The 26735-nt window shown below is 54.1% G+C and carries 18 protein-coding genes; 10 read left to right on the forward strand and 8 right to left on the reverse strand.

Annotation, left to right across the window (positions count from 1 at the left end):
* Positions 1-19: 19 nt before the first annotated feature.
* The 8 genes from C5Y83_RS06550 to C5Y83_RS06585 all read right to left on the reverse strand — a co-directional run bounded on the left by C5Y83_RS06550 (position 20) and on the right by C5Y83_RS06585 (position 8112).
* Positions 20-778, reverse strand: a complete 759-nt coding sequence (locus tag C5Y83_RS06550) for a tetratricopeptide repeat protein (RefSeq protein WP_105328850.1) — start codon at positions 776-778, stop codon at positions 20-22.
* Positions 775-1839, reverse strand: coding sequence for a VWA domain-containing protein (locus tag C5Y83_RS06555; protein WP_105328851.1), 1065 nt, complete (start codon positions 1837-1839; stop codon positions 775-777). Before C5Y83_RS06555 ends, C5Y83_RS06550 begins: the two co-directional genes overlap by 4 nt.
* Positions 1833-2756 carry a vWA domain-containing protein gene (locus C5Y83_RS06560; protein ID WP_105328852.1) on the reverse strand — a complete coding sequence of 308 codons (924 nt, stop codon included), beginning with the start codon at positions 2754-2756 and terminating at the stop codon, positions 1833-1835. The genes C5Y83_RS06555 and C5Y83_RS06560 overlap by 7 nt, the downstream gene beginning before the upstream one ends.
* Complete coding sequence (locus tag C5Y83_RS29095) at positions 2753-3073, reverse strand: hypothetical protein (RefSeq protein ID WP_146117672.1); 321 nt, start codon at positions 3071-3073, stop codon at positions 2753-2755. Before C5Y83_RS29095 ends, C5Y83_RS06560 begins: the two co-directional genes overlap by 4 nt.
* Before the next feature lie 545 nt (positions 3074-3618).
* A complete protein-coding gene (locus C5Y83_RS06570; protein WP_105328854.1) occupies positions 3619-4485 on the reverse strand; it encodes a DUF58 domain-containing protein in 867 nt (288 codons plus the stop codon).
* 59 nt (positions 4486-4544) lie between these two features.
* The gene (locus C5Y83_RS06575; RefSeq protein ID WP_105328855.1) at positions 4545-5576 is read right to left on the reverse strand and encodes an AAA family ATPase; all 1032 of its coding nucleotides are present in this window, start codon (positions 5574-5576) and stop codon (positions 4545-4547) included.
* A 1320-nt stretch (positions 5577-6896) separates the two neighbouring features.
* Positions 6897-7112, reverse strand: a complete 216-nt coding sequence (locus C5Y83_RS06580; RefSeq protein ID WP_105328856.1) for a hypothetical protein — start codon at positions 7110-7112, stop codon at positions 6897-6899.
* Positions 7113-7227: 115 nt separating this feature from the next.
* On the reverse strand, positions 7228-8112 hold the full coding sequence (locus C5Y83_RS06585) for an ankyrin repeat domain-containing protein (RefSeq protein WP_158262262.1): 885 nt from the start codon (positions 8110-8112) through the stop codon (positions 7228-7230).
* Positions 8113-8951: 839 nt separating this feature from the next.
* Here C5Y83_RS06585 and C5Y83_RS06595 point away from each other — a divergent pair.
* The 10 genes from C5Y83_RS06595 to C5Y83_RS06640 all read left to right on the forward strand — a co-directional run bounded on the left by C5Y83_RS06595 (position 8952) and on the right by C5Y83_RS06640 (position 26689).
* The gene (locus C5Y83_RS06595) at positions 8952-11216 is read left to right on the forward strand and encodes a hypothetical protein (protein WP_105328859.1); all 2265 of its coding nucleotides are present in this window, start codon (positions 8952-8954) and stop codon (positions 11214-11216) included.
* A 170-nt stretch (positions 11217-11386) separates the two neighbouring features.
* The gene (locus C5Y83_RS06600) at positions 11387-12178 is read left to right on the forward strand and encodes a hypothetical protein (RefSeq protein ID WP_105328860.1); all 792 of its coding nucleotides are present in this window, start codon (positions 11387-11389) and stop codon (positions 12176-12178) included.
* A gap of 197 nt (positions 12179-12375) precedes the next feature.
* Positions 12376-13887: a DUF1553 domain-containing protein gene (locus tag C5Y83_RS06605; protein ID WP_105328861.1), complete on the forward strand. Its 1512-nt coding sequence runs from the start codon at positions 12376-12378 to the stop codon at positions 13885-13887.
* The gene (locus tag C5Y83_RS06610) at positions 13878-15185 is read left to right on the forward strand and encodes a DUF1501 domain-containing protein (RefSeq protein WP_105328862.1); all 1308 of its coding nucleotides are present in this window, start codon (positions 13878-13880) and stop codon (positions 15183-15185) included. Before C5Y83_RS06605 ends, C5Y83_RS06610 begins: the two co-directional genes overlap by 10 nt.
* Positions 15182-16804, forward strand: a complete 1623-nt coding sequence (locus tag C5Y83_RS06615; RefSeq protein ID WP_105328863.1) for an EF-hand domain-containing protein — start codon at positions 15182-15184, stop codon at positions 16802-16804. Before C5Y83_RS06610 ends, C5Y83_RS06615 begins: the two co-directional genes overlap by 4 nt.
* Positions 16801-17844 (forward strand): AAA family ATPase, encoded by a 1044-nt coding sequence (locus tag C5Y83_RS06620; protein ID WP_199194996.1) that lies wholly within the window; start codon positions 16801-16803, stop codon positions 17842-17844. The genes C5Y83_RS06615 and C5Y83_RS06620 overlap by 4 nt, the downstream gene beginning before the upstream one ends.
* A complete protein-coding gene (locus C5Y83_RS06625; RefSeq protein WP_105328864.1) occupies positions 17841-18764 on the forward strand; it encodes a DUF58 domain-containing protein in 924 nt (307 codons plus the stop codon). The genes C5Y83_RS06620 and C5Y83_RS06625 overlap by 4 nt, the downstream gene beginning before the upstream one ends.
* Before the next feature lie 2 nt (positions 18765-18766).
* Positions 18767-20803, forward strand: coding sequence for a BatA domain-containing protein (locus C5Y83_RS06630; RefSeq protein WP_105328865.1), 2037 nt, complete (start codon positions 18767-18769; stop codon positions 20801-20803).
* A 31-nt stretch (positions 20804-20834) separates the two neighbouring features.
* Positions 20835-24197, forward strand: coding sequence for a DUF4175 family protein (locus tag C5Y83_RS06635; protein WP_105328866.1), 3363 nt, complete (start codon positions 20835-20837; stop codon positions 24195-24197).
* On the forward strand, positions 24194-26689 hold the full coding sequence (locus tag C5Y83_RS06640; protein ID WP_105328867.1) for a vWA domain-containing protein: 2496 nt from the start codon (positions 24194-24196) through the stop codon (positions 26687-26689). The genes C5Y83_RS06635 and C5Y83_RS06640 overlap by 4 nt, the downstream gene beginning before the upstream one ends.
* The last annotated feature ends 46 nt before the right edge of the window (positions 26690-26735 follow it).

Here is a 26735-nt window from a genome sequence, read left to right on the forward strand (position 1 = left end):
TATTCCGAATAGTTTGATCTTAGGAACCTGTGCGTTCGACTTGCGTTCCATTGCCGGCTCCCATTCCGTTACGGGCATCCCCTGGCATGTCATTCTCGCCACGCCCTGTTGCCTTATCCGTTGGACCTGCCATTCCGTTCACACCCGGAATTGCTCCGGTTTTCGATCCGAACAAGGCGAACTGCACCGGAGGTGGCAGTGGCATGCCTTGCAGCTCGTCTTCGGTCATCCGTTCTAATCGAATGGTTACTTCTAAATTCTGCCTGTCCAATAGCGGTGCCGGGCGAACGGCTTCAGGGTCGGGAACTTCGCTGAGGTAGCGAAACCGTTGCCGAGCTGACTCGACAAACGGTAGCCAAGAATCTTTGGGAACGCCTTCCAGACGCATCGCCCAAGTTCCATAAAACTCGGTAGCTGCGAGAGCCGATTGGACCTCGTACCGAAAAGGAACAGGAACGTCTTTCTCAACGTCGATGATGTGATTCAGTTCCGAAAGTTCAAGATATGCTTGGGCAATCGATCCTGATTCGAGGAGCACTTTCGCTTTCTCCAGGCGAACACGCGCAACTGTCAGGGGCTCCTCGGGAGGCAGGACCTGGAGTACTTGATCGTATAACTCAAACGCTTCTTGATGATCTCCTGCGAGAGCATCGTGGTAGGCGTGATCCAACATGCTCGAAAGCTGGTCGGTTGCTGCGAGACCCTGGCCTGGACCAAGATGGAAGACAATCCCTCCGATTGCGGCAAGCACCCAGCAAACCAATAGTAGCGATCTCATGAGCGTCGCTCCTTGCTGTTTGCACGATCCAAAAGGGTAGCCGATTGGTAACTGCCGGCGTATCTCTGTTGATCCGACGACTTTCCAGCCGTCGCACGTTTGCCAGATAAACCGGGATTCCAAAGGGTTCCGTACTTCGCAAGCAACCACGGCAAGATGGCCAATATGAAGGCGCCTAACCCTACGGCAGCCAAGGCGGCCTCGCGCAGATTCCAACTCAACTTCGTTGGACGATCTGGCATGGCAAGCAAGCGGCGAGCAATGGACGTCTCAAGATGAAACTGGTTGCCATCGTGGTAATGACCACCCAACCGCGTTGCCGTTTGCCCTAGCATAGAAGTATCCTGCCTCGACTGATGTCCGTCGATAAACGTGCCTGCACCCGCATCACCGACACCCAGTACGAGAACTTGCGCAACCGACGATGGCATCTTGGGCATGCCGTCGGCAGGCACCGTGTCGCCGTCGCTGACTACGATGATCGACGTACTATCTGGCTTCCAATTTCGGGCAAGATGTGCAGCTTGGTCCAGCGCAGCGAACAGATTTGTCCTTCCTTCTTTGAACACATCGTACATAGGCAAATCGTTCAGGATATTTCGTATTACTTCGGGATCGGTGGTTTCTTCGACGACAGGTAATGCCTCGGTGTAGAAAGCAAACACGCTTGTTCGATGGCCATAGATCGCACCTCTTTGAAATATCGACTCCAGAAGTTCCCTGCCACGTGCCTTACGGGTTAGCTGACCGTCTTGGCCGGCATCTTGAAGGTCCATACTGGGTGATACGTCCCAAAGGAGGATAAGATGTCGTGTGGATAAGTCCGTATCTTCGGAAGCCGAATTGCCGCTGCCATCCGGGAGCAAGGCCAACGAAATGATTCCCCACGTTCCCAGCGTGATTCCCAGTATCCGCAGGAATGGAGAAGCCTCTGCCCAGCGCGAGGGCGTCCCTGTCGGACCAAATGCCAAGTGCCGAATCGTTTGCGTGCGGCGACGATGGATGAGTTCGGCGGCCGTCGCAAAGCACCCGACCGCAAACGCAACTGCGAAAGCTACCATGGCGTGTACCTCAACCCCATGAGCGAGACCAAATAGACGCCGAGCAGACTCAATCCGGCGATGCAGAATGGTCCGAAATAGTCCATCGGTTGGCCAACGGTTCGCTCTATTTCCACCTTCATCAATTCGTCAATTCGTTCGAATACTCGTTCGAGTGTTTCAGGATCACTGGGGTTGAATACCTCGCCGCCGGTTAACATGGCAATCGTACCGATCTCTGGCGGGACCTCCTCAGCGGCCACGTGGACATCGATCACGGTGATGTTTTCGTCACGTAGTAACGCTGCCACCTCCTCCGCCCTGCCCTCCTGGAGATCAGAGCTAACTCCGTCAGAAATTAAGACGATCAGCCGGTCCCCCTCTGCTCGAGACTTAAGGACATCGCGACAGGCGAGCAAGGCATTACCGACCTTGGTCCCATGTAACCAACGAGGATGGTTTGGCCGTTTCGGATTCATGAAGGGCGTCGAGCATTTGAGTGCTGAAGGATCGGTCGTTAAGGGGACCCAGTGAATCACTACGTTGCCAAAAAAGCTCAGACCAAACGCATCGCCGGTTCGATATTCGACAAACTTGTTGATCTCCGACATGGCATGTTCATAGCGAGACTTATCACCAAAGTCATCGTTCATGCTGAGGGATACATCCACGCAAAATTGGATGTTCGTAACGGACCTTACCTCGTTTGGAACGCCCATTTGCTGAGGCACTGCCAAAATGAATAGCACTACCGACAGCAGGACCGCGGGAAGCGATTCGGCGATCTTTAATACCACCGGCCAGAATGCCGTGTGTTGATGATCACCATGGTCGAGCGGCAAGGCTATGTGGCCAGAGCGGCGAGTCCATACCCAGAAGACAAGCAGCAAGGGGATCACTTGAAGCGTCAGCCACCAGGGACTAGCAAATCCAATCATTCGCTGCCTCCTGCTTTTGCATGCGTAAGGTAGTCTCCGTCAGACTCGTCGTGATCTTTCGAGATCGTTAGCGAGGAAAGTGTCACGAACATGGAATCCAGGTCGAATGCTTCATTGCCAGGAGCATGCAACCAGTGTTCGAGCTCCAGAAGAAGTGTTCGTGTTTCGGGAAGGTGGCGGAGATGCAGAACCGCCTCGGACATGTCCATTCCAGCGACATATCGTTGGCACAGAACGATGTAGACAAGTCGTTCGATTTCTACCTTGTCTTGAATCGTTAGTTCTTGGTTGTGGACCTGTTCTAGTTTGGATTGCAATTCGTCCCTTGCGGTCCGATGTGATGTGGTAGAAGCCGCGTGAGAGTCTCGTTTTGTTCGATAGCTCAAGATCGCAACTAAGCCAATAATCCAAATAACAACGAGAACTCTCGTGAGCCAAATATATAGACGGAATCCCGATGCATTGTGCATAACAATCCCTTGCATTTCCAAGGGATGTTCGCTGGGGAGTTCCGAGGAGACATGGACCGGAATCGAAGGAATGGATGCTTGTGTGGAGCCATCGGAGAACTCCAAGTATTTGGCTAAGTCATGCGGACCAGGTTCGAGGCCGTAATATTCGATATCGTATTCAAATCCATTTCTTAGTGGATGATCTCGAACGATTCGCACGACGACTGGAGCGCGTCGATCCCTTTTCCGAGATGCAACGATCCTTTCCCCGGGAATGAAAACGTCGCTGACAGTTCGTGCTTGTCCGACCGAAGGTGAAGGTAGCACATCCTCGCCCTGGTCTGCAGATACGATGCCGCACGGAATCAGCCATAACATGGCAAAAAGCCATTCAGCAAAGGAAAACATCTTCATTTCATTCTCCGTCCCAGAATATTCCGCGAGGAGAAGAAATGGATCAGGTCGTGCTCGTATGGCCTTTCCGTATTTATTACGAAGAAGTCGATCCCTGATCTCTTGAAGCTTTGTTCGATATCAATCTGACGCTGGGAAACATGTTTCCCTTTCGAGAAGTAGGTGCTTCCAGTCTCTGCTTCTCGAGCTCGTAAGAAGCCAGCCTTGGTGACGCCTAGCTCCGCTGTATCGTGAAACTGAAGAACACAAACATCGTGTTTTTGGGCCAGCAGGCGGATCGCGCCAACGCAGTCAACATCATGAAGATCGCTCAGTACAATTACGAGCGAAGTTGATACAAGCATCGGAGCAAGCTGTTTGATTTTAGTTGAGAGACTTGTCTTCTCGTCGTACCTGTACTTCCGCAATTCATACGCCCATGTCAGGACTTGATCGCGTGACAATGAAGGGCGAACTCGAAGGTCACGACTACCAACGGTCAAAAGCCCCACGGGACTGACATGGTCCAGGCTGGCCAGGGCCAGCCCCGTGGCAACCAAAACGGCATGCCCGTACTTGCTACGTGGAAGCGAACTCACGGTCATCGACGCGGAAGTATCAACCAACAAATAGCAGGGCAACGACTTTGTGGACTCAAATTCCTTGACATACGGCTTGCCTGTTCGAGCGGTGACTCTCCAGTCAATCGAACGTACGGGGTCGCCTGGCTGGTAGGGGCGCGACTGAACGTAATCAATCCCAGTCCCAAGAAATGAGGATGGCATCGTGCCGTACGCAAGATCATTTGCCAGTCGCTTCGCTGCGATGAGAAAGCGGCTCGAATCGAGAAACTCTTGGTCGGGTAGTTGAGAATGGAAGCTCATTGGATCCTGATCGGCACGGCCTCTTTCGCTTGGAAAGACTGTTGCTCGCCAAGGTGAGGTTAGACGGCGACGGGACTCGATTGACTCACGTTCGGACTGGCGACTTCCGACAAGATCTCTTCCAGAACCATCTTCCCGGTAAACCCTTCCGCCAATGCTTCGTACGTTAACCGAATCCGATGCAAGAGGACGTCCTCGGCTAGCGAATACAAATCCTCCGGCACGACGTAATCTCGACCATGGATCAATGCCCGGGCGCGAGAAGCCTTAATCATTGAGATGCCGGCGCGAGGGCTTGCTCCCAGTTCCAATGCGGGATGGCGACGTGTCTTTCCCAGGATTATCGCCACATGTTCTACGAACGCATCGCTGACGTGCACTTCGTGAACGGCTCGCATTGCGTTGACTAAGTCTTCCAGGTCTCCCACCGGTTCGTTATCCAGAACGTCAAACTCCGTCTTCGCGATCGCGCCAGATCCTTCTCTTTGGATACCGAGACTCGCGTTTCGGCGTAGCACGGTGATTTCTTCCTCTTGCGTGGGATAACGAAGCCGATGGCAAAGCATAAACCGATCTAGCTGAGCCTCCGGAAGTTCGAATGTCCCAGCTTGTTCGACCGGATTTTGCGTTGCGATAACGAGAAATGGCGCATGCAAAGGAAACGTCGTCCCTCCCAAAGTGACCTTCCGTTCCTGCATCGCCTCTAGTAACGCCGATTGCACTTTGGGGGCAGCCCGATTGATCTCATCGGCCAACATTAAGTTGGTAAAGATCGATCCTTTGTTGACGACAAACTTTTGAGTGTGCGGATCGAGTACTTCGGATCCGAGAATATCGGAGGGGAGTAAATCGATTGTGAACTGGACGCGCGAAAAATGTAACGAGATTGATTTTGCGAGAACGGAAACAAGTAATGTTTTCGCCAGCCCAGGTACCCCCTGCAATAGGATGTGGCCGGACGAAAGCAAGGCGATCAGCAATCGCTCTACAACAATGTCTTGTCCGACGACTACAGTACCGATCCGCTGCCGGACTTGTTCAATGTAGTTGGTTACTTCGGCTCTCTGCAGTGTGTCGAAAGTGTCTGCCATACGGGGCCCTATCAGTTTTTCGCGTTTCAAATCAAGGGAAGAGATTTCGGAACAGGGTGGAGATCGGATCGGAGGCGATCATGCAGAAACGCTTCTGATTCGTGTTGACCACCGACGTCATGAAAGTTGCGGAAGTTATGAATAACTTGGTATCTCCTCACATCAAATCTTCTCCAGGCTTCCCGCGCTGTCACGGAAACAGTTCCTCATAAATGGAAACCTGCCGTGGTTCCGGCCTGTCTTTCAAACTTCTATTGTGACTGAAGCACTGTCCGGCTTGGATTCGACCGTGGTGTGGTTTTCCGTACGCTGCGTAATCTCTTGGACGTGAATGGCGCGAGATTGCTTATCTGGTCGTGACATAATGGAAGGCAGAATGATTGATCTTCGCGTTTGGTTTGTACGGTGGATCCTGGAGTCAAGAAATATCTCAGCAACGTCTGTACCAGCTGTTATGCCTGCCCGGTCGTCATACCCGATCTGACACAGAATCCAGGCCGGCTTTCAGGTCGCGTAACCTTAAGCCCAGTAGTTGTTTACGATGTGCTTCGGCGAAGAGCACGCCCGACCTGCCGAGAGTGGATGCTTACGCCGACGGCCAAGTAGGACTTGAAGAATTGTGCGAAATCGTACTGCCTATGGCGGTAGAGATAACCCCTGTCGGATATCTGTTGTGCCTATTTATTGAGCGAGATGGTCTGCTGTTAGAAGGTCAAAGTTGCGGCGCGTCTCCATCTTTGCGCCCAATACTGTGCGAAGATTCCCACACATATGACGCCTATTGGCCAACATGACGAAGGTGAAAGTTTCCTGGACGTCGTCAATTTGTTCATGCAACTGGAAACAATAAATAGATGACCTGACGCCTAGACTTGACGGGTGTCCTGTCCGCTGGGAAGTCAACCGGGCCACAATGGGTCGGTGAGTTCAATTGGTTTTCATCAACTGAATAATCAACGCTTAGTTCGGGATGATGGTACAGCTCAAGATATTAGCACCGGCGACCATCCACGGGCTGCCAAGTTCCCCATGAAAGCAATCGAACAGTAAACTAAACGCGCCAGAAGCATTTTCGACGGAAAATGATAGAGTGAAATGTGTCTCCTCGGGGTGCTTTGATGTTGTCGTGGTTTGACGACGATTGTCGTGAATTATCCATCGGATGAGATGGGCTCCGGGGTGTGCGAGTCAAGTTGCCAGGCATCGTTTTGGGCAGGCGATAATGTAGGGTGGGCTGTCAGCTGCTCGTTGTCCATCTTTTAGGGACAAGTCCTAGGCCATCGTGGACCTTGCTGGCGCTGCTTATTGACCTCGGTACTTCTATTCATCCACGCGAGTACCTAGTCGCTCGTATTCATCTTCTAGTAGCCAAAGTTTCGCGGCTTCGTAGGATTCCGCATTGGAGACCTGCTTTCCGTCCTCGTGTGGGTCCAAGACGATACATCGGCCCTGCATGTGGGGCGTTGATTTAACGATGAGAACGTACGGGGGTGATAGGCTGAGGTCGGCCCACACTTCCATCCAATTCAAACTCATGTCGCCAACTTCGTCCGTAAATTGAAAAAAAGTTGCACGAGTAAATCTCGCACACAAAAATGTTGTTCATGACAAGTTCGACCACAGCGCTTTGCGGTGGTCTTAACGTAAAGGGTCATTTGCCCATGCAACTGCTGTAAACCTCTTGGAAGATTTCCTCGGGAAGATCCTTCCTCAAGTCGTCGAGCGGCGTCTTGCCTTCATAATCTTCGGCGTGCGGATTCAGGCCATCCTTCACCATTTCAATGAAAGTATCCCGCCGAAACCGCCTGGCATTGTAGTGCAAAGGTGTCCAAAGATAGTGGCTTTTGCGAAGATCAAATCGTGCTCCTGCATCCCTTAGGCGTTGATAAAAGACCGGTGTCATCTCGGTAAGCGTTAGGGCATGATTTACTTCAATTACAGAGGGGACGATTCCAAAATTTGGATCTGCGCCATGTGAAAGCAAGCAGTCCACATGCCCAAGCTTTTGGTGCCCCACGGCCAATTCAAGAGGTGTGTATCCGTCTTCGTTCAGGTCATTGATCATCCCCCCGGCGGCAAGCACAGACTGCAGCATCGCACAGCTACCATAAATCGTAGCGAGGTGTCCCTGGCCGAATTCGAGGTACGATTTGCAGTCTGAAAATTGAACCTGGCCATGCGCCGCATTAACGTAGGCAATGTTCTCACAAGCCACGGCATATCCCAAAGGACAAAACTCGTCCAGATAGTAATGGGTCATTTTAAACGGCACACTTTGTATTTCGTCGAGTGAAAACTCTGCCATTCGTTCGATTGCAGAATTGTCGTGCTGCGCTATGGCCAAGTAATGTTTGTAGAGTTCGGACGAAAGCTCCAACTGAGCCGGCAATACGAAATCGTCACAAATGTCGTCCGGATCGTACTTCGAAAAATAGACGGCCGTGAGCCAATGGCTTTCCTCGACTAAGCCATTCTCGAGGTACCCGAAATAGATAACGTTCTCTCTAACATATTCCTCGGGAAAGGAACGATACACTGGCTCCAGCGCGTCACGTCCGGCGATTTTAGAATCGAACCAACTAACTTGATCCAAGTAGATGATCTGCGAGTCGATCTCAACGATCAGAAAGAAGTGGTTATCGAGTCTTCTCGGTTTTCGAAGTCTCTCGAAAAAATCAGCCCACCTTGCCTTTGCCTGTCCGCGTGGTTTCAGACTGTCTTGACTGAGTGATCTCGGAAGTGCTTGTGCCCTTTCCAGTTTTTCAAGGAACATGCCGTATGACTCCGGGTTTTCATGGTGTAAAGCGAGCGTGAACAGACATCATCATGTTCGGACCATTGGACGTCGCCTCTTTTGTCCATCTTCTGACTTGGAAATCGATTTTTCTGAAGCCTGAGATGGTTTGGAAGCGTTTGCCTCGCAAGGATAAGCGTTTTGGATCGGTCGTTCCAAATCACACGATGAATATCTCGGAAGCCAGATCAGATTTCAGACTGGGCATGCCATACTAACTTCGATTGACCCTTTTATTGGCAATGCAGCTTGCACCCATAGGTGGATGTTGATTACATTTTTAGTTCATAGGATACCGCTCGCTGGAGTGGTGTGTGTCGTTTGCTCGGGCGATTATTGATGTCTGCGCCCGTAATCCAACGTGGCAATGGGCCGATTGGCCACGAATCCGGGGCTTCCGTTGGTCGCCCCTATTAGATTGCTGTTGCAGACTTCAATAATAGCCATCGAATCGTTCGGTTCGGCGGCTCGATAGCGCACACCGATGCATCACGAAAAACCAGGCAAGGTGGTGTGATGTTGCTTCCGGCTACGGTGGTTCTTCAGCCAGCGTTCCATTAGCCAGATTGTGAAAGCCGAAAATGGCTGTTCCCATTTCTAAAGATCTCCTTTACACGGAAATCCTCGGCATCCCACGCCACGAGTGCCCACCGAGTCATTACCGGTTGTTGGGGCTCAACAACTTCGAGCGCGATCCTGCGATCATCCAACAGGCCATCAACTCGCGAGTAGGTTTGGTTCAGCAGGCCCAGCGCGGAGCGATGGGGGATGAGATGATCCGCCATCTACGCGAGGTCGGAAATCTGCTACTGACTCCGCATCTCAAGGAATCGTACGACGGCATCCTTCTACAACAAACAATGAATCCGTCTGCCGCAGCACCAGCAGCAGCGGCCGATGACTATCGCCTGCGGCCAGCTCCGCCGGCCCCTCCTGCCCCTTCTCCACCTCCGCCAGCGGGTAACTATGCGCCGCCAGCCGTTGCCAGGACGGGACCTGCGATGCAGGCTCCGACCGCGACGGCTCGACCTAGAAAGAAGCACCCAGGGCTGAAACGTTCGCGCGTTTACGTTCCGATATGGGCGCGCGTCTTGATCACTGCCATGTTTGTCGCTGCCCACGGCGCGATTTACTGGTACGCGTACGACTACATGAATCGTCCGTCGACGACACCCACCACGACGCTGGAGAGAGAAGCTCAAGCGAACAACACGGGTGTTCCTAATCGTTCTGAAAAGAACGAAGTCGTCGCGACAACGCCGAAACCAACCGCCCCATCACTTAATACTCCCTCTTCACCGCAGCCGACAACTCCTCCAAAGACACCGAATTCGAGTGCGACGTCGGTAGCATCGTCGACGCCGCTGCCACCCTCTTCTGATCCGTTTGGGTCGATCGCGACGCCGTCCGGCCCGAGCTTGGCGGATCAAATTGAAAAGGTTGTCCCGACGCCGTCCAAACCGAGGCCGTTTTCGCAACTGGAACCATTCGTCGGGCTACCTGAATTGAAACCAGAGTTCTCGACGCTAGAAGGAGCGACCGCCATCGGAAGCCTCGTGGCGGACGTTGCGGCTGAGATGGAAATAGCGATTGAAAGCGCCGCGGTTGACTTAAGTGGAAAACGCTTCGATGTGACTTCGAACTCCACAACCGGATCTGGCACGCGGAACTGGGATGTCAATGTGGTAACCAATGGTGCCGATCAACCGGAGCAGAGCAAACCAGTTGGCCATTTACATACGGACGAATCAGGGACGCTGAAGTTCCATTGGAATGCCAACACCCTGCCGGCCGAAGCGGAGCAATTGCAGAACACGATGCTGGTGTGCGCTTTTGAAAGTCATCAGCACGCGATGGCCCTGCGTGTGCCGGAAACGCTTCCCGCAATCGCAATGAATCTGGACGGTAAGAGCCTGATTTCCACCGTTTCTCTGACGGCGCCTCCTTTGGAGGAAACGTTACACGTGGCGGTCAACTTCAAGCAATCCATCCCCGTGACCATGGTTGCAAAGCCTGTCGATCAAACCACGCCCGTGGGCGACAATGTAATTCTCACCCTGGGAGATTCCGACGACGTTGTTCAGGGCGAGATTCGTGTGGTCACGAAACGTAACTCAAATGGTGAATTGGAAGTTACCGTGCTCCCAAAGTACCGGCAAACGGATGACGGGCGACTCTCTGAGTTAACTGATGACAAGCTCGTCAGCCAATTGAATCGCTTGCAACGGTTGCTTTCGGACGATGCGAGAGATTTGGCTTCCGCCTATGCCAGTTTGCCGAATCACTTGGCGAACATGAAGAAGCTACAAGCGACGACTCCGCGGAATAACGACGAATATGGGGCGAAGTCGCGTGCCCTTATCCAAATGCAGGGCTTCATCAACAAGTGCCAGTCGACCATCCGCGCCAAGACGCGGACCATGCCAGGTTCGTATCAGGCCATGCACAAGATCATCGAAGCGGCTCGACTCGGCCGGAAACTCGATGGCGACAGCTTGATTCAATTTCGAGTCTTCGCGAAAACACCCAGTGGCGAGATCGTGATCGCACGCGGAGTGACCGCTGCCGCTACGGAAGCGGACTCCAACGCTTTCGCGTTTCTCGACAAAACGCCTGGCGTTGCTGGGACTTGGGTTCGCTTGAAACCTGAGCTGCAAGTCTTGGAATTAACCTCCGGCGGTTCGATCAGTGCCAGAACCGCCTCTGGCGGAATCCGCTCCGGTAGCTGGTCAAAATCTGGCGACAAAGTCCGGATCTCTTTCAGTGACATGTCGGGGGACTTCACTTTCTACAACGGTGTCGCCTTGGGGTCGGACGCCGGCCACGAAATCTATCGCAAGTTCTAAGCACGATCGATGCATTCGTATGGATGGGTGTAAAAAATATAGACAAGCACGCTATATTTGTCGATAATCGCTCATCGTGATGGTTGCCTGCGTGTGAGTGTCCTCGTAGGTTAACGCATTGGATTCGACTATTCACCCTATGAACGCTTGTTCTCGAGGAAGGCTCATCGATGAATTCACTCGCTCTGCGCTGGGTCGGCGCCATCTTGGTAACCCTGTTTGTCGTTGATGATGCGAGTACCCAAGAACCCACAAGAACCGCCGAGCAACTGCAAGAGGCATTCGATGCCGCACCTTTGAAATTTGCGTTTAAGGGGGGAGCAAACGGGGACGAGAATTTGGAATTGGTGGATCAGCCCCTGCTCAATTGGTCGAACCCAGAACGACGCACGCCAGCCGGTGCGGTCTACATTTGGACTTTATATGGACGACCGGAAGTCGCGATGTCCCTGTATCCAAACAATGCCGTGATCGACCAAGAGTTTCAATCCCTCTCACTCCATTCCTTACAAGCACGCGTAGAAGGACTAAGCGTTTGGAACCCTAAAGAACCAGGCGTTGAGATGAAATCGCTTAAATCCGATGCGCCCCCGGTGTCGAGCAAACCAGCACGGCTACGTCAGATGCGAAACCTGGCTCGCGAGTTCACGGCCCAACTGATTCCGCCAGGCAAAACAATTCCGCTCCGCATGTTGCCATCCCCTTTGTATCGGTACGCATCGGATCGCTCTCCTAAAATCATCGACGGAACGATCTTTACCTTTGTGCAAGGGACCGATCCGGAGGTGTTGCTTTTGATTGAAGCAGTGGCGGATAGCGACGGAGAAACTTCGTGGCGTTATGGTCTCGCACGCATGAGCATGGTCCCGATGGAAGTCCTACACAAAGATCAATCGGTCTGGAAAGTTGACTGGGCTCATCAAAGCTACAGTACGCCCTACAAAGTAATTCCCGGAGAGTAAAGCGACGTCCGACTAGGCGTATCTAAACGCGGTTTTCGATTGAGTTAAGTCCCCACCTTTTTACGTGTAGGGAATCAATTCACGTTTTTTCTGAAAAATGCTTGCTCAAAATAGACGCAATGTCTATATTCTCTTTTGTCGCGGTTAGGAATGTGTCCTGACCGCTGTTGGCCGAACCACTTTCTGGGAAGCCGAACATGCGATTGCTGACAGCTCTTCTCCTGATGCTACTTGTGCATGCACCTTGCGGATCAAGCATTTCGTGGGCTGACTCACGCGGGGAATCCCTTTCCAAGTGGATTAACGAGCGAGGTCGTGTCGCCTGGGGCGAGCCGCCAGCGAAGTGCGACGATCTGACTTTTGCACGGCGTGTGTACCTTGATATCGTCGGCCGTACGCCAAGCGTCTCAGAGTTACGTGACTTTCAAGACTTAGGAGAGAATCGCCGAGATGTTTTGGTCGAACGTTTGATCTTCGGCGAGGGGCCACGGGCGTCAGCTTACCAACGGTTGAGTGCTGAGAATCTGGCCCGACATTGGCGACGCGTGTTAATCCCGCCCGGCACAACGGTTGTTGGTTCTCCACTTACGCTGGAAGCGTGGCTGAAAGATGCTTTCGCTGAGCGTACTCCCTACGACGAAATGATGCGGGACTTAGCCGCGATTCGCTCGGCCGGGGAAGCTGGTGGTTACTATCAACTGCTAGGTGCCCAACCGGAAAACTACGCCAGCCAACTTACCCGTAGCACGCTGGGAGTGCGAATTGAATGTGCCCAGTGTCACGACCATCCCTTCGTCGATTGGAAACAGGAAGACTTCTGGGGGCTCGCTGCGTTCTATGGGAACATGCGAGGTCCGAATGATGCCGCAGCGTCGACGTCCAGCGAAGGTTCGATTACCTACGAAGGTAAAACCTACCCTGCCAAGTTCCTGTGGACCGATCAGCCACTTCGCGACACGGCGAGTTCACCTCGTGCTCGCTTGGCAGCATGGCTGACATCCAGCGAAAATCCGCAGTTCTCAGCCACGGCTGCGAACCGTATCTGGCAATATCTCGTCGGTCGCGGACTTTACGCCGATGTCGACAATCTGGATCAGGCTTCCCCTGAAGATCGCAAGTTTCTGGACGAACTCGGCCATCGGTTTGCTCACGATGGTTTTGATGTCCAAGGATTGATCGCAGCAATTTGCAAATCGGATTGGTATCAGGCCGAAAGCCTTGAAGCGACCACGGAAGAAGTGGATTTCCAACGACGCTTGAAGGTACTCAGCCCTGAGCAAGTCTTTGATTCCTTGGAGCAAGCCTTGCTGCTGCCGGTTGGTCGCGTCGATCCGGGAGCAGCCCGCTGGACAGGCGAACGATCGCAGCTCGTGAATCGACTCAGCGAAACGGTGGGAGCCACACCGGAAGATTATGCATCCGGTATCCCGCAAGCATTAATGCTGATGAATGGGCAGCTTACTAGCGAAGCAATCGACCTCGATCGAAGCCGCCTGCTGCGTGCGGTCGTGGAGTCTCCGTTCTTTAACGATCGGGACCGAATCGAAACACTGTTTCTCGCCGTACTTACGCGTGAACCGACCGAAGCTGAGAGAACGGCGCTCGTTCAATTCGTGGCCGACAAGCCTGCGGAAAAATCCCAAAAGCAAGCCTACGGAGAGATCTTGTGGGCCCTGCTCAACAGTCCGGAGTTTGTGCTATGTCGATAAATCGCTCGTTCCAAAAGTTTACCCGCCGTGATCTGATGCGGATCGCAGCTGCCTCGCTCGGTGGCGTGAGCTGTTCCGGCTGGTTGCCCAAACTGGCCCAAGCTACCGAAGGCCAACGCCCTCCCAAAGCATGCATTCTGCTTTGGATGGCGGGTGGACCGAGCCAGATTGATACGCTCGATCCAAAACCAAAGCACGCCAACGGTGGCCCGACCCGAGCTATTTCGACCTCGGTCCCTGGCATCGAGCTTAGCGAGAATTTGCCGTTGCTGGCAAAACAAATGGAGCATGTTGCGCTCGTTCGTTCCATGAAGACCCGCGAAGGAGATCATGGTCGGGCGACGCAATTGATGATGACCGGATACCGTCCGATGGGAGGCAACATCGAGTATCCGGTCCTTGGTTCGCTTGTGGCAGAGCGACTCAAACCAACCGCTGCCCAATTGCCCGGCTTCGTGGCGATCTCCCCGTTCCGACCGGGCAATTTGGGCGCCGGTTTCTTAGGTCCTCGATATGCTCCGTTGATGGTCTCTGGCGTCAGCAACAACCCAAATACCCGTGCTGATTTGACAGTCGAAAACCTCGACCCATCCGGCATCGAACGTTCCGAATTGAGCGAGCGCAAGTTCCTGCTTGATGTCCTGCGAACTGGTATGCCAGGGGATGCGTCGGCGGCCAAGAAGCATGCGGCCGTTTACGATCAAGCAATGCGGATGGTCGAAACACGCGGCGAGGGGGCTTTCGATCTCGAACAGGAACCTGCCGAACTACGTGATGCCTATGGTCGCAATCGTTTCGGGCAAGGCTGTTTGCTGGCCCGTCGCTTAGTGGAACGCAACGTTCCATTTGTGGAAGTGACGTTAGATACTTCCACCGACGCAACCTGGGATTCGCATCTCAATAATTTCCGCACAGTAAAAACTATGTGCGAAACACTTGATCCGGCTTGGTCGACGCTGATTAACGATTTGAAGCAACGAGGATTGCTCGACTCGACCTTGGTGGTCTGGATGGGGGAATTCGGTAGGACACCGCGCATCAATCAAAACTCAGGTCGCGATCACTTTCCTGATGCTTGGAGCGTTGCCTTGTCGGGAGGCGGCATTCAAGGGGGCAGTGTCATTGGCTCGACAACGGTCGACGGAATGAGTGTCGATGACCGTCCTGTCAGTGCCGCGGATCTATTCGCAACCGTGCTAGAAGGGATCGGCGTATCGTCTGACTCGGATAACTACATGGGGGATCGTCCTATTCCCATCGTCGATGGCGGCAAGCCAATTAAGGAGCTGCTGGGATGAAGTTCGATCGAAGGTCGAAACAAGTCGCTCCATGGATTCTTTGGGCAGCTTGGTTGGGAAGCGTGTCGTATGTCGCGCACTTCACGCCCCAACTAGCTGCCGAAGATTTACGACCAGGCCAGCACGATATGCTGCTTCTGTTGCCAGATGGACCGATCCATGTTCGGGCGTGGATTACCGACAACGGACAACCGCTCGAGCAAGTTCGTCGGAACTATATCGACGATCTAGTCTCGTCCCTCGATACCGATCGCGACGGCAAACTGGGACGCAACGAAACGATGAAGCATCCGTTGTTCGTCAGCGGCCGTCGGTACGAAAACAATAAATTCCTAAACTCGCTCCGCAGCAACCGACCCTATACCGACCGTGAGATTGAACTCGCGGTCGATCGGGTTGCCGGACAACCAGTCGCATTTCGGCAAAACAATGCGTTTGCGGAACAAGACCTGAGCGTCTTCCGAGTGCTCGATCAGAATGAATCAGGCCTGATCGATCGCGCCGAAATGCGGCTGGCCCCGGCACGGATCGCTGAACGAGATAGCGACTTTGACCAGTGCATCACGTTCAACGAGTTTCTCGAGCAGCCGGCGTTGATGATGGCGGATGTGGTGATCACGACCGTAAACGATTCCCCTCCGACCTCGCTTCATTCCGAATTGTTACGCGACGCCAGCGAGCCGATTCTCGCGGCACGTATGGTACGTTTGTACGATCAAGATCGCGATGCCCATTTGTCGCAGCAGGAACTCAGCTGGAGGCCAGAGCGTATCGCCAAATTGGACACAGACCACGATGGCCGACTGAGCATGCAAGAGCTAGGCTCGATTTCCAATGCCGAGCCAGATATTCAGCTGGCCGTAGACCTGGCAAAAGCTTCCAGCGAAGCAATGCAGCTTGTCGACCAACACCAGAAGGATGGCGAAGCGTCCGCGGCTTCCCTCCGTTTCAATCGCGGTAATGTCATGCTCAGCGTTGGCTACCGTTATCGTGATCCGGTGGAGGAAGCACGCCGAAATGCCGAAGCTGCCTTCAATGCGATCGATATCGATGCCAACGGATACCTTGATCGAGAAGAGATAGCCGAACACCAACGTTTTGAGCGTTACCTGTTCGATGCCATGGATGAAGACGACGACGAACGTGTCTTCGCCGCCGAGATGATGAAGTACGTCGTCAACTATGCGGAAGCCGCTTCGACTTCGTGCCAAGCAACTTTGGTCGACGCTGGGAACGGCTTCTTCCAGATGCTCGATGCCAACGACGACGGGCGGATTTCGATTCGCGAGCTTCGACGGTGCGAGCAGCGATTGGTCGATGCCAGTCAAGATAACGCGATCAATCCATCCCAGTTGGCGAAATCGTTTCGGATTGAGTTCGAGCGCGGTGGCGTCAGCTTATTCGGTCGAGTTGATCGCACGGATGCTGCGACCCCCACGGTTCCCCTGCGAAGCAACGGCGGCCCAATCTGGTTTCAACGTATGGATCGCAACGGAGACGGCGACTTGACCTGGGATGAATTTTTAGGACCACGAGAAGTATTTGAACAATTAGATTCCGACCGGGACGGTCTACTCGATCCGGCGGAAGCGAAACAAGCGAGCGAGAAGACCCTATGAGCAATACCATCGAATCAACCATGAATCACGACGGCAAACTGCTCGAACAGGTAGAGCGACTCCGCGAGGCTCGTGAGCAACTGCGGGTAGAGATCGGCAAAGTCATTGTCGGTCAGCAAGACGTGGTCGACTTGTTACTGCTTGGCCTGTTATGTCGCGGACATGTTCTTCTACACGGGGTGCCTGGCTTAGGCAAAACGTTGATGGCCCGGACATTGGCCAAAACGCTTGATCTACAGTTCAAACGAGTCCAGTTCACACCGGATCTGATGCCGTCGGACATTACCGGGACAGATGTAATTGAAGAACAGGAAGGAGGCGGCGGGCATCGCTTGAAGTTTGTCCCTGGGCCAATCTTTACCAACTTTCTACTTGCCGACGAAGTCAACCGAACTCCCCCGAAAACACAGGCCGCGCTCTTGCAAGCCATGCAGGAACACGAGGTCTCGATTGGCAACACAACGTATCCGATCGAACTCCCATTCTTTGTTGTGGCCACCCAGAACCCGATCGAAATGGAGGGGACTTATCCGTTGCCGGAAGCTCAGGTCGACCGCTTCATGTTCAACATTCGTGTCCGCTACCCAACCGTGGCGGAGGAAGCGGCAATTATCCGGGGCACAACTGGTAGCCAAACCGTCGAGCCTCATTCGGTCCTGTCGTCGGACGATTTGTTGCGTTTGCAAGAGATCGTGCGGAGCGTTCCAGTTTCTGACGATGTCGTGCACTACGCTGCTCGATTGGTCAACGCCACTCGACCGCTGCGAACCGACAAGGGCGATCGCGCACCAATCGAGGCCATTGAGAAGTACGTCACTTATGGAGCCAGCCCGCGTGCTGGTCAGGCCCTCATACTAGCCGGCAAGGCGAAAGCGGTGCTCGAAGGTCGCTACCACGTTGATTTCGCGGATGTGAAATCGCTCGCTCATCCCGTATTACGTCATCGTCTGGTATTGAACTTTCATGGTCGCGCTGACAACGTCGATTCGGACGATGTGATCGACAAGCTCTTGGCCACTGTGCGGGAAGAAGACGAATGATCAGTAGTCGTCGCTCGACAACACAAGAAGAGAAACCGCAAGCAAGCTGGCTGCAGCCTGAAGAACTGGCTCGCTTGAATTCGTTGGAGCTACGCGCTCGCGGAGTGGTTGAAGGTTTCCTTCAAGGTCTCCATCAAAGTCCATTCGTGGGATACAGCGTGGAGTTCTCATCGCATCGGCGATATGGACCTGGTGACGACCTACGGCACGTGAATTGGAAGGTATTCGCGCGGCAACGGAAGTTGTACGTGAAAGAATTCGATGCGGAGACCAATTTAAACTTGTATCTTTTTGTCGATGCGAGCCGATCGATGCAATGTCGCGTCGACGGGGCGATGACGAAGCACGAGTACGCTTCGACTTTGGCCGCTGCTCTGGCTTGGATGGCGATGAAGCAACGCGACGCCGTGGCGCTCGGCCTGATGGACGACGGAATCACCGACTACCTCGACCCGTCTGCCAAGCCGGGACGGTGGGAGGAATGCTTGAAACTTCTCGCCCAAACCAATGCACAGCCGGTGACGGCCCTCGGTAAGTCACTCGAACAAGCGTCCGCTTTGGCTCGACACCGTGGTATTGTCGCGATCTTTAGCGATTTGGTCGATGATACGTCTGCCGTTGAACGCGGACTCGTTCAACTGCGGCATCGTGGGCACGAGGTTGTCCTGTTTCACACGCTTGATCCGTGTGAGCGTCGTTTAACGCAAAAAGGACGCTTACGAGTGGTCGACATGGAAGGTGCTGGTCAGCTGACTACCGATGTCGAAGGAATTCGCACTGCTTACCTCCGCCGCGTCGACACATGGTGCGCGGAACTGGCCGATATTTGCGTACAGCAAGGGGTCGACCGAATCGAATTGACGACGGATCAGCCCCCTGCGGCGATCCTGTTTGATTACCTGGTACGAAGATCGACTTAAACATGAGCTTCTTCCAAACCACATTCCTGATTGCTACGGCTGCCGTCGCGATTCCCGTGCTGTTGCACTTGTTGAATCGTTGGCAAGCTCGGCAAATCGAACTAGGAACCATGCGATTCCTGGAGGAAGTCATTCGTGAAGGGGCTCAACGCCGCAAGATTCGACGTTGGTTGCTTTTATTAACGCGATGCGCACTTGTCGCGTTGCTGGCATTTCTGTTCGCTCGCCCATTCCTTTTGGAGAACCGCCAACAACAAGGGGAACGTTTGCGACTGGTGTTGGTCGATCGCTCGGCGAGCATGGCGATGAAAGGGAACGCCGGGAGGTTAATCGACGATGGAGTCAGCGCGGCAAGTCAATGGACCGCCAACCGCCAAGCTGAAGCAACCGTCGAGTGGGCATGGTTCGATTCCCAGGTAGAGCCACTGGAGCCAGGCGAGACACGTCCTTCTTCCCCTCAGGTTCTCAGCGGCGATACCGACTATGCGGCCGCATTGAACTGGGCACGTGACCGACTCAGTCTTGATCGGGATGCCTTAGCGGAAGTTTTACTAGTAACCGATCTCCAACAGAGCGGGCTTGTCAGTGAGGGCTTCCCGTTAGATGGGAACGTACTGCCTGCAACGGTACCGTTTCATCTGATCGACGTCGGGCGTCCCGCGGCAAACAACCTGGCAATTAATGCGATTCGAACTCCATCCGATCGGATCGGCACGGAGAGCGATCTTGAAATGGTGGTCACCTTATTCAACTACGGTGCCCTCCCCTTCGAGGAAGTTCCTTTGACGGCCGCGATTACTAACGGCGAACGAACCGCACGGATCAGGAAATCAATCAGCGTCCCAGCGGGACAAGCAGCTGAGATCGCATTTTCTTTCGGCAAGCTCGATCCCGGTGTTTGGCGTGGGACTTTTTCGTTGGATATCGAAGACGACCTGGCAGCTGACAACCGCCGATTTGCCGCCGTCGAGGTCGCCGATCGAGTTAACGTATTAATTCTCGATTCCGGGACGCACAAAGTCGGTACCGGTGCAGAAAGCTACTACTTGGCGACGGCGCTCGAGCAAGATGGAAAGAATCTAAACGTAAGTAGTGACGAATCCGACCAGCCCCACATCAGCGAAGGACGCTTTCGCACCCAGGTGCACTATTTGGAAGATAGCGGCACGCCAAGCTTCAATCCGGAGAAGTATCCGTTGATTGTGGTTGCCGATGCAGGGCAAGTTTCGCGCGACACGATCAATCGACTAGCAACCTATGTCCGCATCGGAGGTCAACTACTAGTCTTCGCCGGAGATGACGGGGGAAGACCGGTCTGGGCCTCGTGGGAAAATGAGGGCCTTGCTCCGGGTAAGTTCCAGAGCGTGAAACGCAGCGGCGCGATGCCGTATCGAATCACCTCGGTAAGTACGGGGACAATGCTCAAGCCGTTTGAAGACCCGCAGCGAAGCGACCTAAGCCGCTTACGCTTTGAAAAGTTCCTGTCGGTCAAAGCCGACGAAAAGACTCAAGTGCTTGCCTCATTTGATAGTCGTCATCCAGCCGTCACGAAACAGCAGCTTGAGCAAGGTGAGGTCGCCTGGTTTCTTTCGAGTGCCGATTCGAGCTGGGGAAATTGGACAACCAGTCCGCTTTACCTTCCGCTCGTTCAGCAAATGGCTGCGGACCTGGTCCATTTGACCGGAGAAGGAACCATCCGAGAACGACAAGTTGGGGACGACGATCCTACGGTTCCGGCTAACGGCACCGCTCAGGAAGGGAGTGAACGGCTGCTTACCTCGTTCACCCGGCCGGGCTTCGAGTCGCGCGGCGAAGCGTTGTACGTCATTAATTCAACTGCGAAAGAATCCGATCCGGCTCGTATCGATCGAGAAACATTTGCGAAGCACTTCGGTCTCGTATTGGCGAATGAAAGCGACGACCAAGCGGATGCCGCAGTGGAAGGACAAAGTCGAAAAGAATTGTGGCCGTGGTTTGCTGCGGCTTGTTTGGTGCTGATGGTCTTTGAGTTTGCCTTAGCGAATCGAACCTCCGCGTGATGCCAGTTTCTGGGTATAGGATGTTAATCCGATGAACGCACCTGCCGTGTTGATGAAGTTATCGCAGCGTTTTCATACGCTCCGTCGACGCCATATGTCGGTGCGATTAGGCATCGTCTTGTTGGTGACGGTCGCTGTGTTATTGGCGACTTGGATGGTGCTTGGGGGGTGCGACTACCTGTGGGAGCTGTCGCTACAAACGCGGCAGATTGTGGGTGGAGTAGCGCTTGCGATGGTCTTGCTGGGCTTCGTCTGGCAAACCTATCGCGTCCTACGTGAGACGAGAAAGCGAACATTCGCCACGCTTCTGGAAACATCTTTTGAAGAATTTGGTCAACGAATCCGTACTGTGCTCGATACGGTTGAAGGACGCGTAGACGGACCGTCGGTAATGCTTGCCGCCCTTGGCCATCAGACGCTTGGCCGCTGGGAGACTTCGACGCCAGATCGAATTCTTCCCATTCGTAAACTGCTCTTGAGCCTGGCCCTTTGCATTATGATGGCAGTCGCTGCATCGTTTTTGTATGTGGCCGGTGACCAGTGGCATACGGCCATGCTGCGCGCTGCTGGCAAGGATGTCCCTTACACCACGTTCCAGGTAATACCTGGCAACGACAGCATCTTAGAAGGTTTACCGCTTGAGGTCGCGCTTCGATTGAAAGGTCGTATCGATCGTGACGTCGCTTTGCGTTATCGCACGCTCCCCTTCGAGGCCGCAGGCGAATCGTCCGCGGAGAGTGGTGATCAACCCTGGACGGAATTGGAGTTATCACCCACCGAAGACGACCCGGCTCTGTTCAGCGTGCATGTCGGTTCCGCATCCCGCCCGACAGAATATCAGTTCGTCACCAGCGTCGGCGCGACCGATGTGTTTCAGATCGAAGTTCGCCCCCGAATTGAAGCCGTTCGGGTGACAACCACCGTTCAGCCTCCCGCTTATACGCAGCTAGAGTCTCGGACATTCGCCGCCAGCGACGCCACCGTACTGGAACAATCGCAAGTTGACGTCGTCATCGAAACCAATCATCCGCTACAGATTACTAAGCTGTTGATTAATAGCGAAGAGACTCCATCTATCGATGCCACTAGCGTGTCAGGCGATCGACGTCAATGGACATTCACTTTGCCCAGTAGCAAAACGCTGACCTGGCAGTTCTCGGGCAGCGGAAGTGACGAGACGCCAATGAAGCCAGTCTCAGGGCGACTTCGCGTACGAGCCGATCAGCCCCCGACGCTCGTCTGGCGTGAGCCAACTCAAGAACTCCGCGTGTCGACCTTAGCGGAGGTTCCCATGCATTTACTGGTGTCCGATGACTATGGAATCAGAGAGGCAGGTATCCTGTTCCAGCTTGGTGGAGAAGAAGAATACGAGTTCGCTTTTTGGTCGTCCGAATCGGAAGAGGCGGGTTCACCTCCGACCACTCGTCAACGCCTGGAAGAGATCTTACCCCTCGAAACACTTGGGCTGACCGAACGAGACTACATCAGTTACTATGCTTACGCGATCGACAACCGACAACCGAATCCGATGCGGATTGAGAGCGATGTTCGCTATATCGATATTCGTCCTCTGCGACAGTTCTACTCGGAGATCGAACTAGACCCCGCCGCGCAGAATGGCGGTGGTAGCCTAATCGTTCAGCTGGATGAAATCATCCGGCGCCAGCGGTTCATGATTAATCGAACCCGGCGGCTGACGAAAGCAACGGGGCAAGAGCTGGCCAGCGAACTGCGGACAATTGACCGTTTGGTAGAGAATCAAAGCGAACTAGCTGGCTTAACTCGCTTTCTCGTCGAATTTCTTGTTTCGCGTGGTAACGACGACGTCGAGGCTCTTAATCAAGCGGAAGCGACTATGCTGCAAGCCTCCGACTCCCTAGCTGCCGCCAATTTCGATTTGGCCTTGGTTCAGCAGGAGGACGCGCTGCGATCGCTCGCCGAAGCACGACGTACAGTCGAGCTGCTTATCATGAAGAATCGCTCCCGTAGCCAACAGGCCGCCATGCAACAGTTCGCACGACAACTAAGACAGAAGCTGCGTCGGGATCGCCCAACAACGGAACGAGAAATCGCCGATACGTTGGAAAAGATAGCTCAACAACAAGCACAATTGGCAACCCGTGCCAAGCAGTTGAATCAACCCACTCAACAAGCAGGCGGTGGCACCGCCGACGCGACGGAAGCAACCAAGAGTACCTCAACCGACGCCGAACCGACACGCGAAGAGCAGCTGGAGTCACTCTACGCCGACCAAATCGACCTATTAGAACGCGTCAAGGCCATCGAACAGGAGCTCTCTGAGCGGTTGAACAGCTCGAAGTTGTTTTCCGATCGCATGAAGGAAGCCCAATCCGGTATGAATAGTCTGGCAACGCAAGCACGTGATGCTGAGTTAGATTCCTACCCAGGCGAAGCCGAACAGGCGAGCCAGCAATTGGCTGAGATAGGCGTGCAACTGAAGGCCCTGTCGGCAGACGAGGCGGTGAACCGAATTGCCTCGATACGCGATTTAACGACCTCTTTGGCCAATCTCGAGAACGGCCTCTCCGATCAGCTTCAACCCACGCCGCAACAACGTAATTCGGAGGATGGTGAGTCACAGAACGGCAGTCAGCCGAGTGATGAGGTATCGAGTCGTGCCCGCCAACTGCAACGTCGCGTAGAAACGATCGAGGATGTCCTCAATGCGCCCGCCGAACTTGGAGATGCCGAAACAGGCGAAGTGAACGATCAGCTCCAACGTTTTGCTGAGGAGAACGAATTTTCGCAATTGTTGACCGACAGCCAAAAGGCAAGTGGTGACCTACTCGACGAGGAAGTTACTGCTGATGAAAGAGAGCCACGCTCTAAGGAGGCCTACGACCGGGCGGTTCAATACGCCGAAGTGGCAATTCAACTCGATCAGTTGTTCCGTCAGATGGTCGAACCGCGTTTGGCTCGGCTACGCCAGCTGGAACAAAACGCATCTTCCTTGGCCCAGCAAATGGGGAAGGGAAAAGGTGGTGGTCAACAAAATGAAGACGCACAACAGGAGAGTGAGTTGACACCAGAAGCCAAAGCGGGCGTCGCTCAACTGCAGCGTCAGTTACAAGACGAGGGCCTGCAGGAACTGGCTGAGATGTTACAGCAACAAGGCAGCTCCGGCGAAGGGGATGCACCTGGGGGCGGGATGATGGCCAGTCAATTTGACCCTGCCAGAGCGCAACATGCCCGGGGACGGGTTTTGCTGGTGATACAAGAGATTCAAGCACGCATTCAGGAAATGATCCTGCAAGACATCGTTCCCGATCGCGACATCTCCGTTCCGCCAGAGTATCAGCAAGCCGTCGATAACTATTTGCGTGTCTTGGCAGGGGAAGCGAGCGCTGTGGAAAGCGAAGGAGGGCAACCATGATATGTGATCGCTTCCTACTTGTCGGCGAAACATACCTGTCTTGGATGCCGGCTGTGTCGGGCTATGGCATATTGGCGATTGTACTCGTTTGTGTAGCGATGTGGCTTGTGCTTCGACTCGTTTCAGGTCCTTCCCAGGTTCGTGATCAGGTTGGCCTTTTTATTCTGCGAGGTTGCGCCCTGGCGATCATATTCTTGATTCTAATGGGGCCGACGGTCGTCGATGAAGAGCCCGGCGAGGTGAGTCGGCCGAACATGATCTATCTTCTCGATGGATCACAAAGCATGCAGCTTGGCAACGAGCAAACTCGCTGGGAAGAGAGTTTGCGATTTCTCGACGAAGCGGAATCGGCCGCCGGCCAGTCGAATCGGAGTAATCTCCAAGCGTTCCGCTTCGGGCATCGTCTCCAGCCGCTGGTCGATAATTCAGTAAGAACGGCGGACAGCTCACTTTCGTTGATCGATCGTGCTTCGTTGCCCGAAGGAAACGGTGGTGGCAATCGAATCGCTCCTCCTTCCGCGAGCGATTCCCGATTGGGAGATGCCCTGCGGCAATTACTCCCTCAAGTTCAAGCTCGCTCGGCCGCAGGGATCGTCCTTTGTTCCGATGGTCGCGTTCGTGGATCGGAAGCGGTCGAAAGGCTGGCAGAAATCTGTGGCGAAGCCAAGGTGCCGATTCATGTGGTACCGATCGGTCATTCTTCTGGGGCTGGCGATATTGCGATTGTCTCGTTGGTGGTTCCGCCGCGCGTCAACAAGTTCACCGAAAATCAGGTTCAGGTATTCCTCCGGAGCTACGGCTTTACGGGCGAACGAACGATGGTGCGTGTGCTGAGTCGTGATACTCTTAACGGTACGGCAGCAAAAACACTGGCGACTGTACCGATCACTCTCAGCGGAGGAGCCCAAGCCGCGACGATTACCTTCCGCATGAACGACCGCCCCGAAGATCTGGAGGTGGTCATCGACCCGATTGATGGAGAATTGACCGATCGCAACAATAAAGTAAAGACGCGCGTCGAGATTGATCGTACAAAGGTCCGCGTGCTTTACGTCGAAGGGGAACAATCGGCTAGTTTGAATAATCTGTTCGGCGGATTCTTTCAATCCAATTCGACAACCTCCAGTGCGTTGAATGTTCGCGCTGCTCTGCAAGAAGATGTTGACATCGAGTGCGTCGCGTTCAGTTCCAGCGGTGGCAGCACCCCACGAACGGTTGCTGTGGGCAGCAATCCGCAAGACGTTGTGTTCCCCCGCACAAGGGCGGAGCTGTTCGCCTACGACTGCGTGATCTTCAGCAATGTTGGCCCGAACATGCTGACCGAAGAGCAGAATCAATGGATGGCGCAGTGGATCGAAGGACGAGGCGGCGGTTTGATCGTCACCGGTGGGGGGGCCCTCAACCCACAGCTTTGGAACGAGTCTCCCTTACTTCCACTGTTACCTGTGCTGCTGGAAGAAGCTCGTCCGATCGGCCTTCGGGCAGCCGCGGTCACCGCGACGCGGCCCAATCATCCTGTGTGGCGATTGCGGCTTGAGAAGGCCCTCAACGATCAACTGTTAGGTCTGCTGCCAACCTTGTCCATTCAAGGAATGGGCTACCGCGTCAAGTCGACCGCGGATGTGCTCGCGGAAGAATCCGAATCGGGAGCGGCCGTGTTAATGGCACACCGAGCGGGCCGCGGACGAGTGATCGTTTCCACGGCCAGCTTAGGTGGAGGTTCGCTGATCGACCTAGCCGACCGCTGGGGTCCTCAGCCAGAGCGAGTTGCTTCGAAGTTATGGCGCAACCTGGTGTATTGGGCGACGGAGGGTTCTTCGACTGGTCGTCGTCGTTTGGTTGCCAGCGCCGACAAGCAGTTTTATCGTCCTGGCGAGACCATATCGATCTTCGCAACCGCGTTTGATGAAGCCGCGCGTCCGTCCACCAAATATCGGTTGTGGGCTATGCTCGAACCTGATTCGCTCGATGATCTTTCCCTTTATTCCCCTGTACTTTGGCCTGACAACGTCGTTCGCGAAAGCGGCGAAGTCGGTTCGCATGTTGCTTGGGGGGAAGAGTTGCCGCTAACTCGTGGGAAGACCGCCGATGGGTATGGACTTGATCTGCTGCTTAGCGAGATGACAGACGCAGTCGATAGCGGATTGCGGATCGAGTTAACCGCGTATGAAGGAGCCGAGACGGAATCCGCTTTTGGACACGGAACGCAAGTCGATAGCACCTCGTTGGCCATTCAGATCCTCAGTGATCCCTTCGAGCAACAAAACCCACTTCCCAATCACGATTTACTCAAACGGTTGGCTGCCGTATCCGGGGGGCAAGTGTTGACCGATCCCAGCCAACTGGCCGAACTGCTGCGAACACGCCAGCTAATCGAAGGGCTCCCACGGAGGGATGTCACTCCCGCATGGAGCCACTGGTGGTTATGGTTAAGCTTAATAGGCCTCCTGTCGACCGAATGGTTTTGGCGGCGCGTAACAGGACTGGCCTAATCAAAGAAAACAGAGATCGTGCCAGATGCGATCGATCGAGACCTAA

It is taken from the genome of Blastopirellula marina, assembly GCF_002967765.1.
Classification (GTDB): Bacteria; Planctomycetota; Planctomycetia; order Pirellulales; family Pirellulaceae; genus Bremerella; species Bremerella marina_A.

Coding starts and splice junctions, on each gene's coding strand:
- C5Y83_RS06625 (WP_105328864.1), top strand. CDS start 17,841: ATGATCAGTAGTCGTCGCTCGACAACACAAGAAGAGAAACCGCAAGCA.
- C5Y83_RS06555 (WP_105328851.1), bottom strand. CDS start 1,839: ATGGTAGCTTTCGCAGTTGCGTTTGCGGTCGGGTGCTTTGCGACGGCC.
- C5Y83_RS06605 (WP_105328861.1), top strand. CDS start 12,376: ATGCGATTGCTGACAGCTCTTCTCCTGATGCTACTTGTGCATGCACCT.
- C5Y83_RS06595 (WP_105328859.1), top strand. CDS start 8,952: ATGGCTGTTCCCATTTCTAAAGATCTCCTTTACACGGAAATCCTCGGC.
- C5Y83_RS06580 (WP_105328856.1), bottom strand. CDS start 7,112: ATGAGTTTGAATTGGATGGAAGTGTGGGCCGACCTCAGCCTATCACCC.
- C5Y83_RS06575 (WP_105328855.1), bottom strand. CDS start 5,576: ATGGCAGACACTTTCGACACACTGCAGAGAGCCGAAGTAACCAACTAC.
- C5Y83_RS06570 (WP_105328854.1), bottom strand. CDS start 4,485: ATGAGCTTCCATTCTCAACTACCCGACCAAGAGTTTCTCGATTCGAGC.
- C5Y83_RS06635 (WP_105328866.1), top strand. CDS start 20,835: ATGAACGCACCTGCCGTGTTGATGAAGTTATCGCAGCGTTTTCATACG.
- C5Y83_RS06600 (WP_105328860.1), top strand. CDS start 11,387: ATGAATTCACTCGCTCTGCGCTGGGTCGGCGCCATCTTGGTAACCCTG.
- C5Y83_RS06640 (WP_105328867.1), top strand. CDS start 24,194: ATGATATGTGATCGCTTCCTACTTGTCGGCGAAACATACCTGTCTTGG.
- C5Y83_RS06560 (WP_105328852.1), bottom strand. CDS start 2,756: ATGATTGGATTTGCTAGTCCCTGGTGGCTGACGCTTCAAGTGATCCCC.
- C5Y83_RS06615 (WP_105328863.1), top strand. CDS start 15,182: ATGAAGTTCGATCGAAGGTCGAAACAAGTCGCTCCATGGATTCTTTGG.
- C5Y83_RS06610 (WP_105328862.1), top strand. CDS start 13,878: ATGTCGATAAATCGCTCGTTCCAAAAGTTTACCCGCCGTGATCTGATG.
- C5Y83_RS06620 (WP_199194996.1), top strand. CDS start 16,801: ATGAGCAATACCATCGAATCAACCATGAATCACGACGGCAAACTGCTC.
- C5Y83_RS06630 (WP_105328865.1), top strand. CDS start 18,767: ATGAGCTTCTTCCAAACCACATTCCTGATTGCTACGGCTGCCGTCGCG.
- C5Y83_RS06550 (WP_105328850.1), bottom strand. CDS start 778: ATGAGATCGCTACTATTGGTTTGCTGGGTGCTTGCCGCAATCGGAGGG.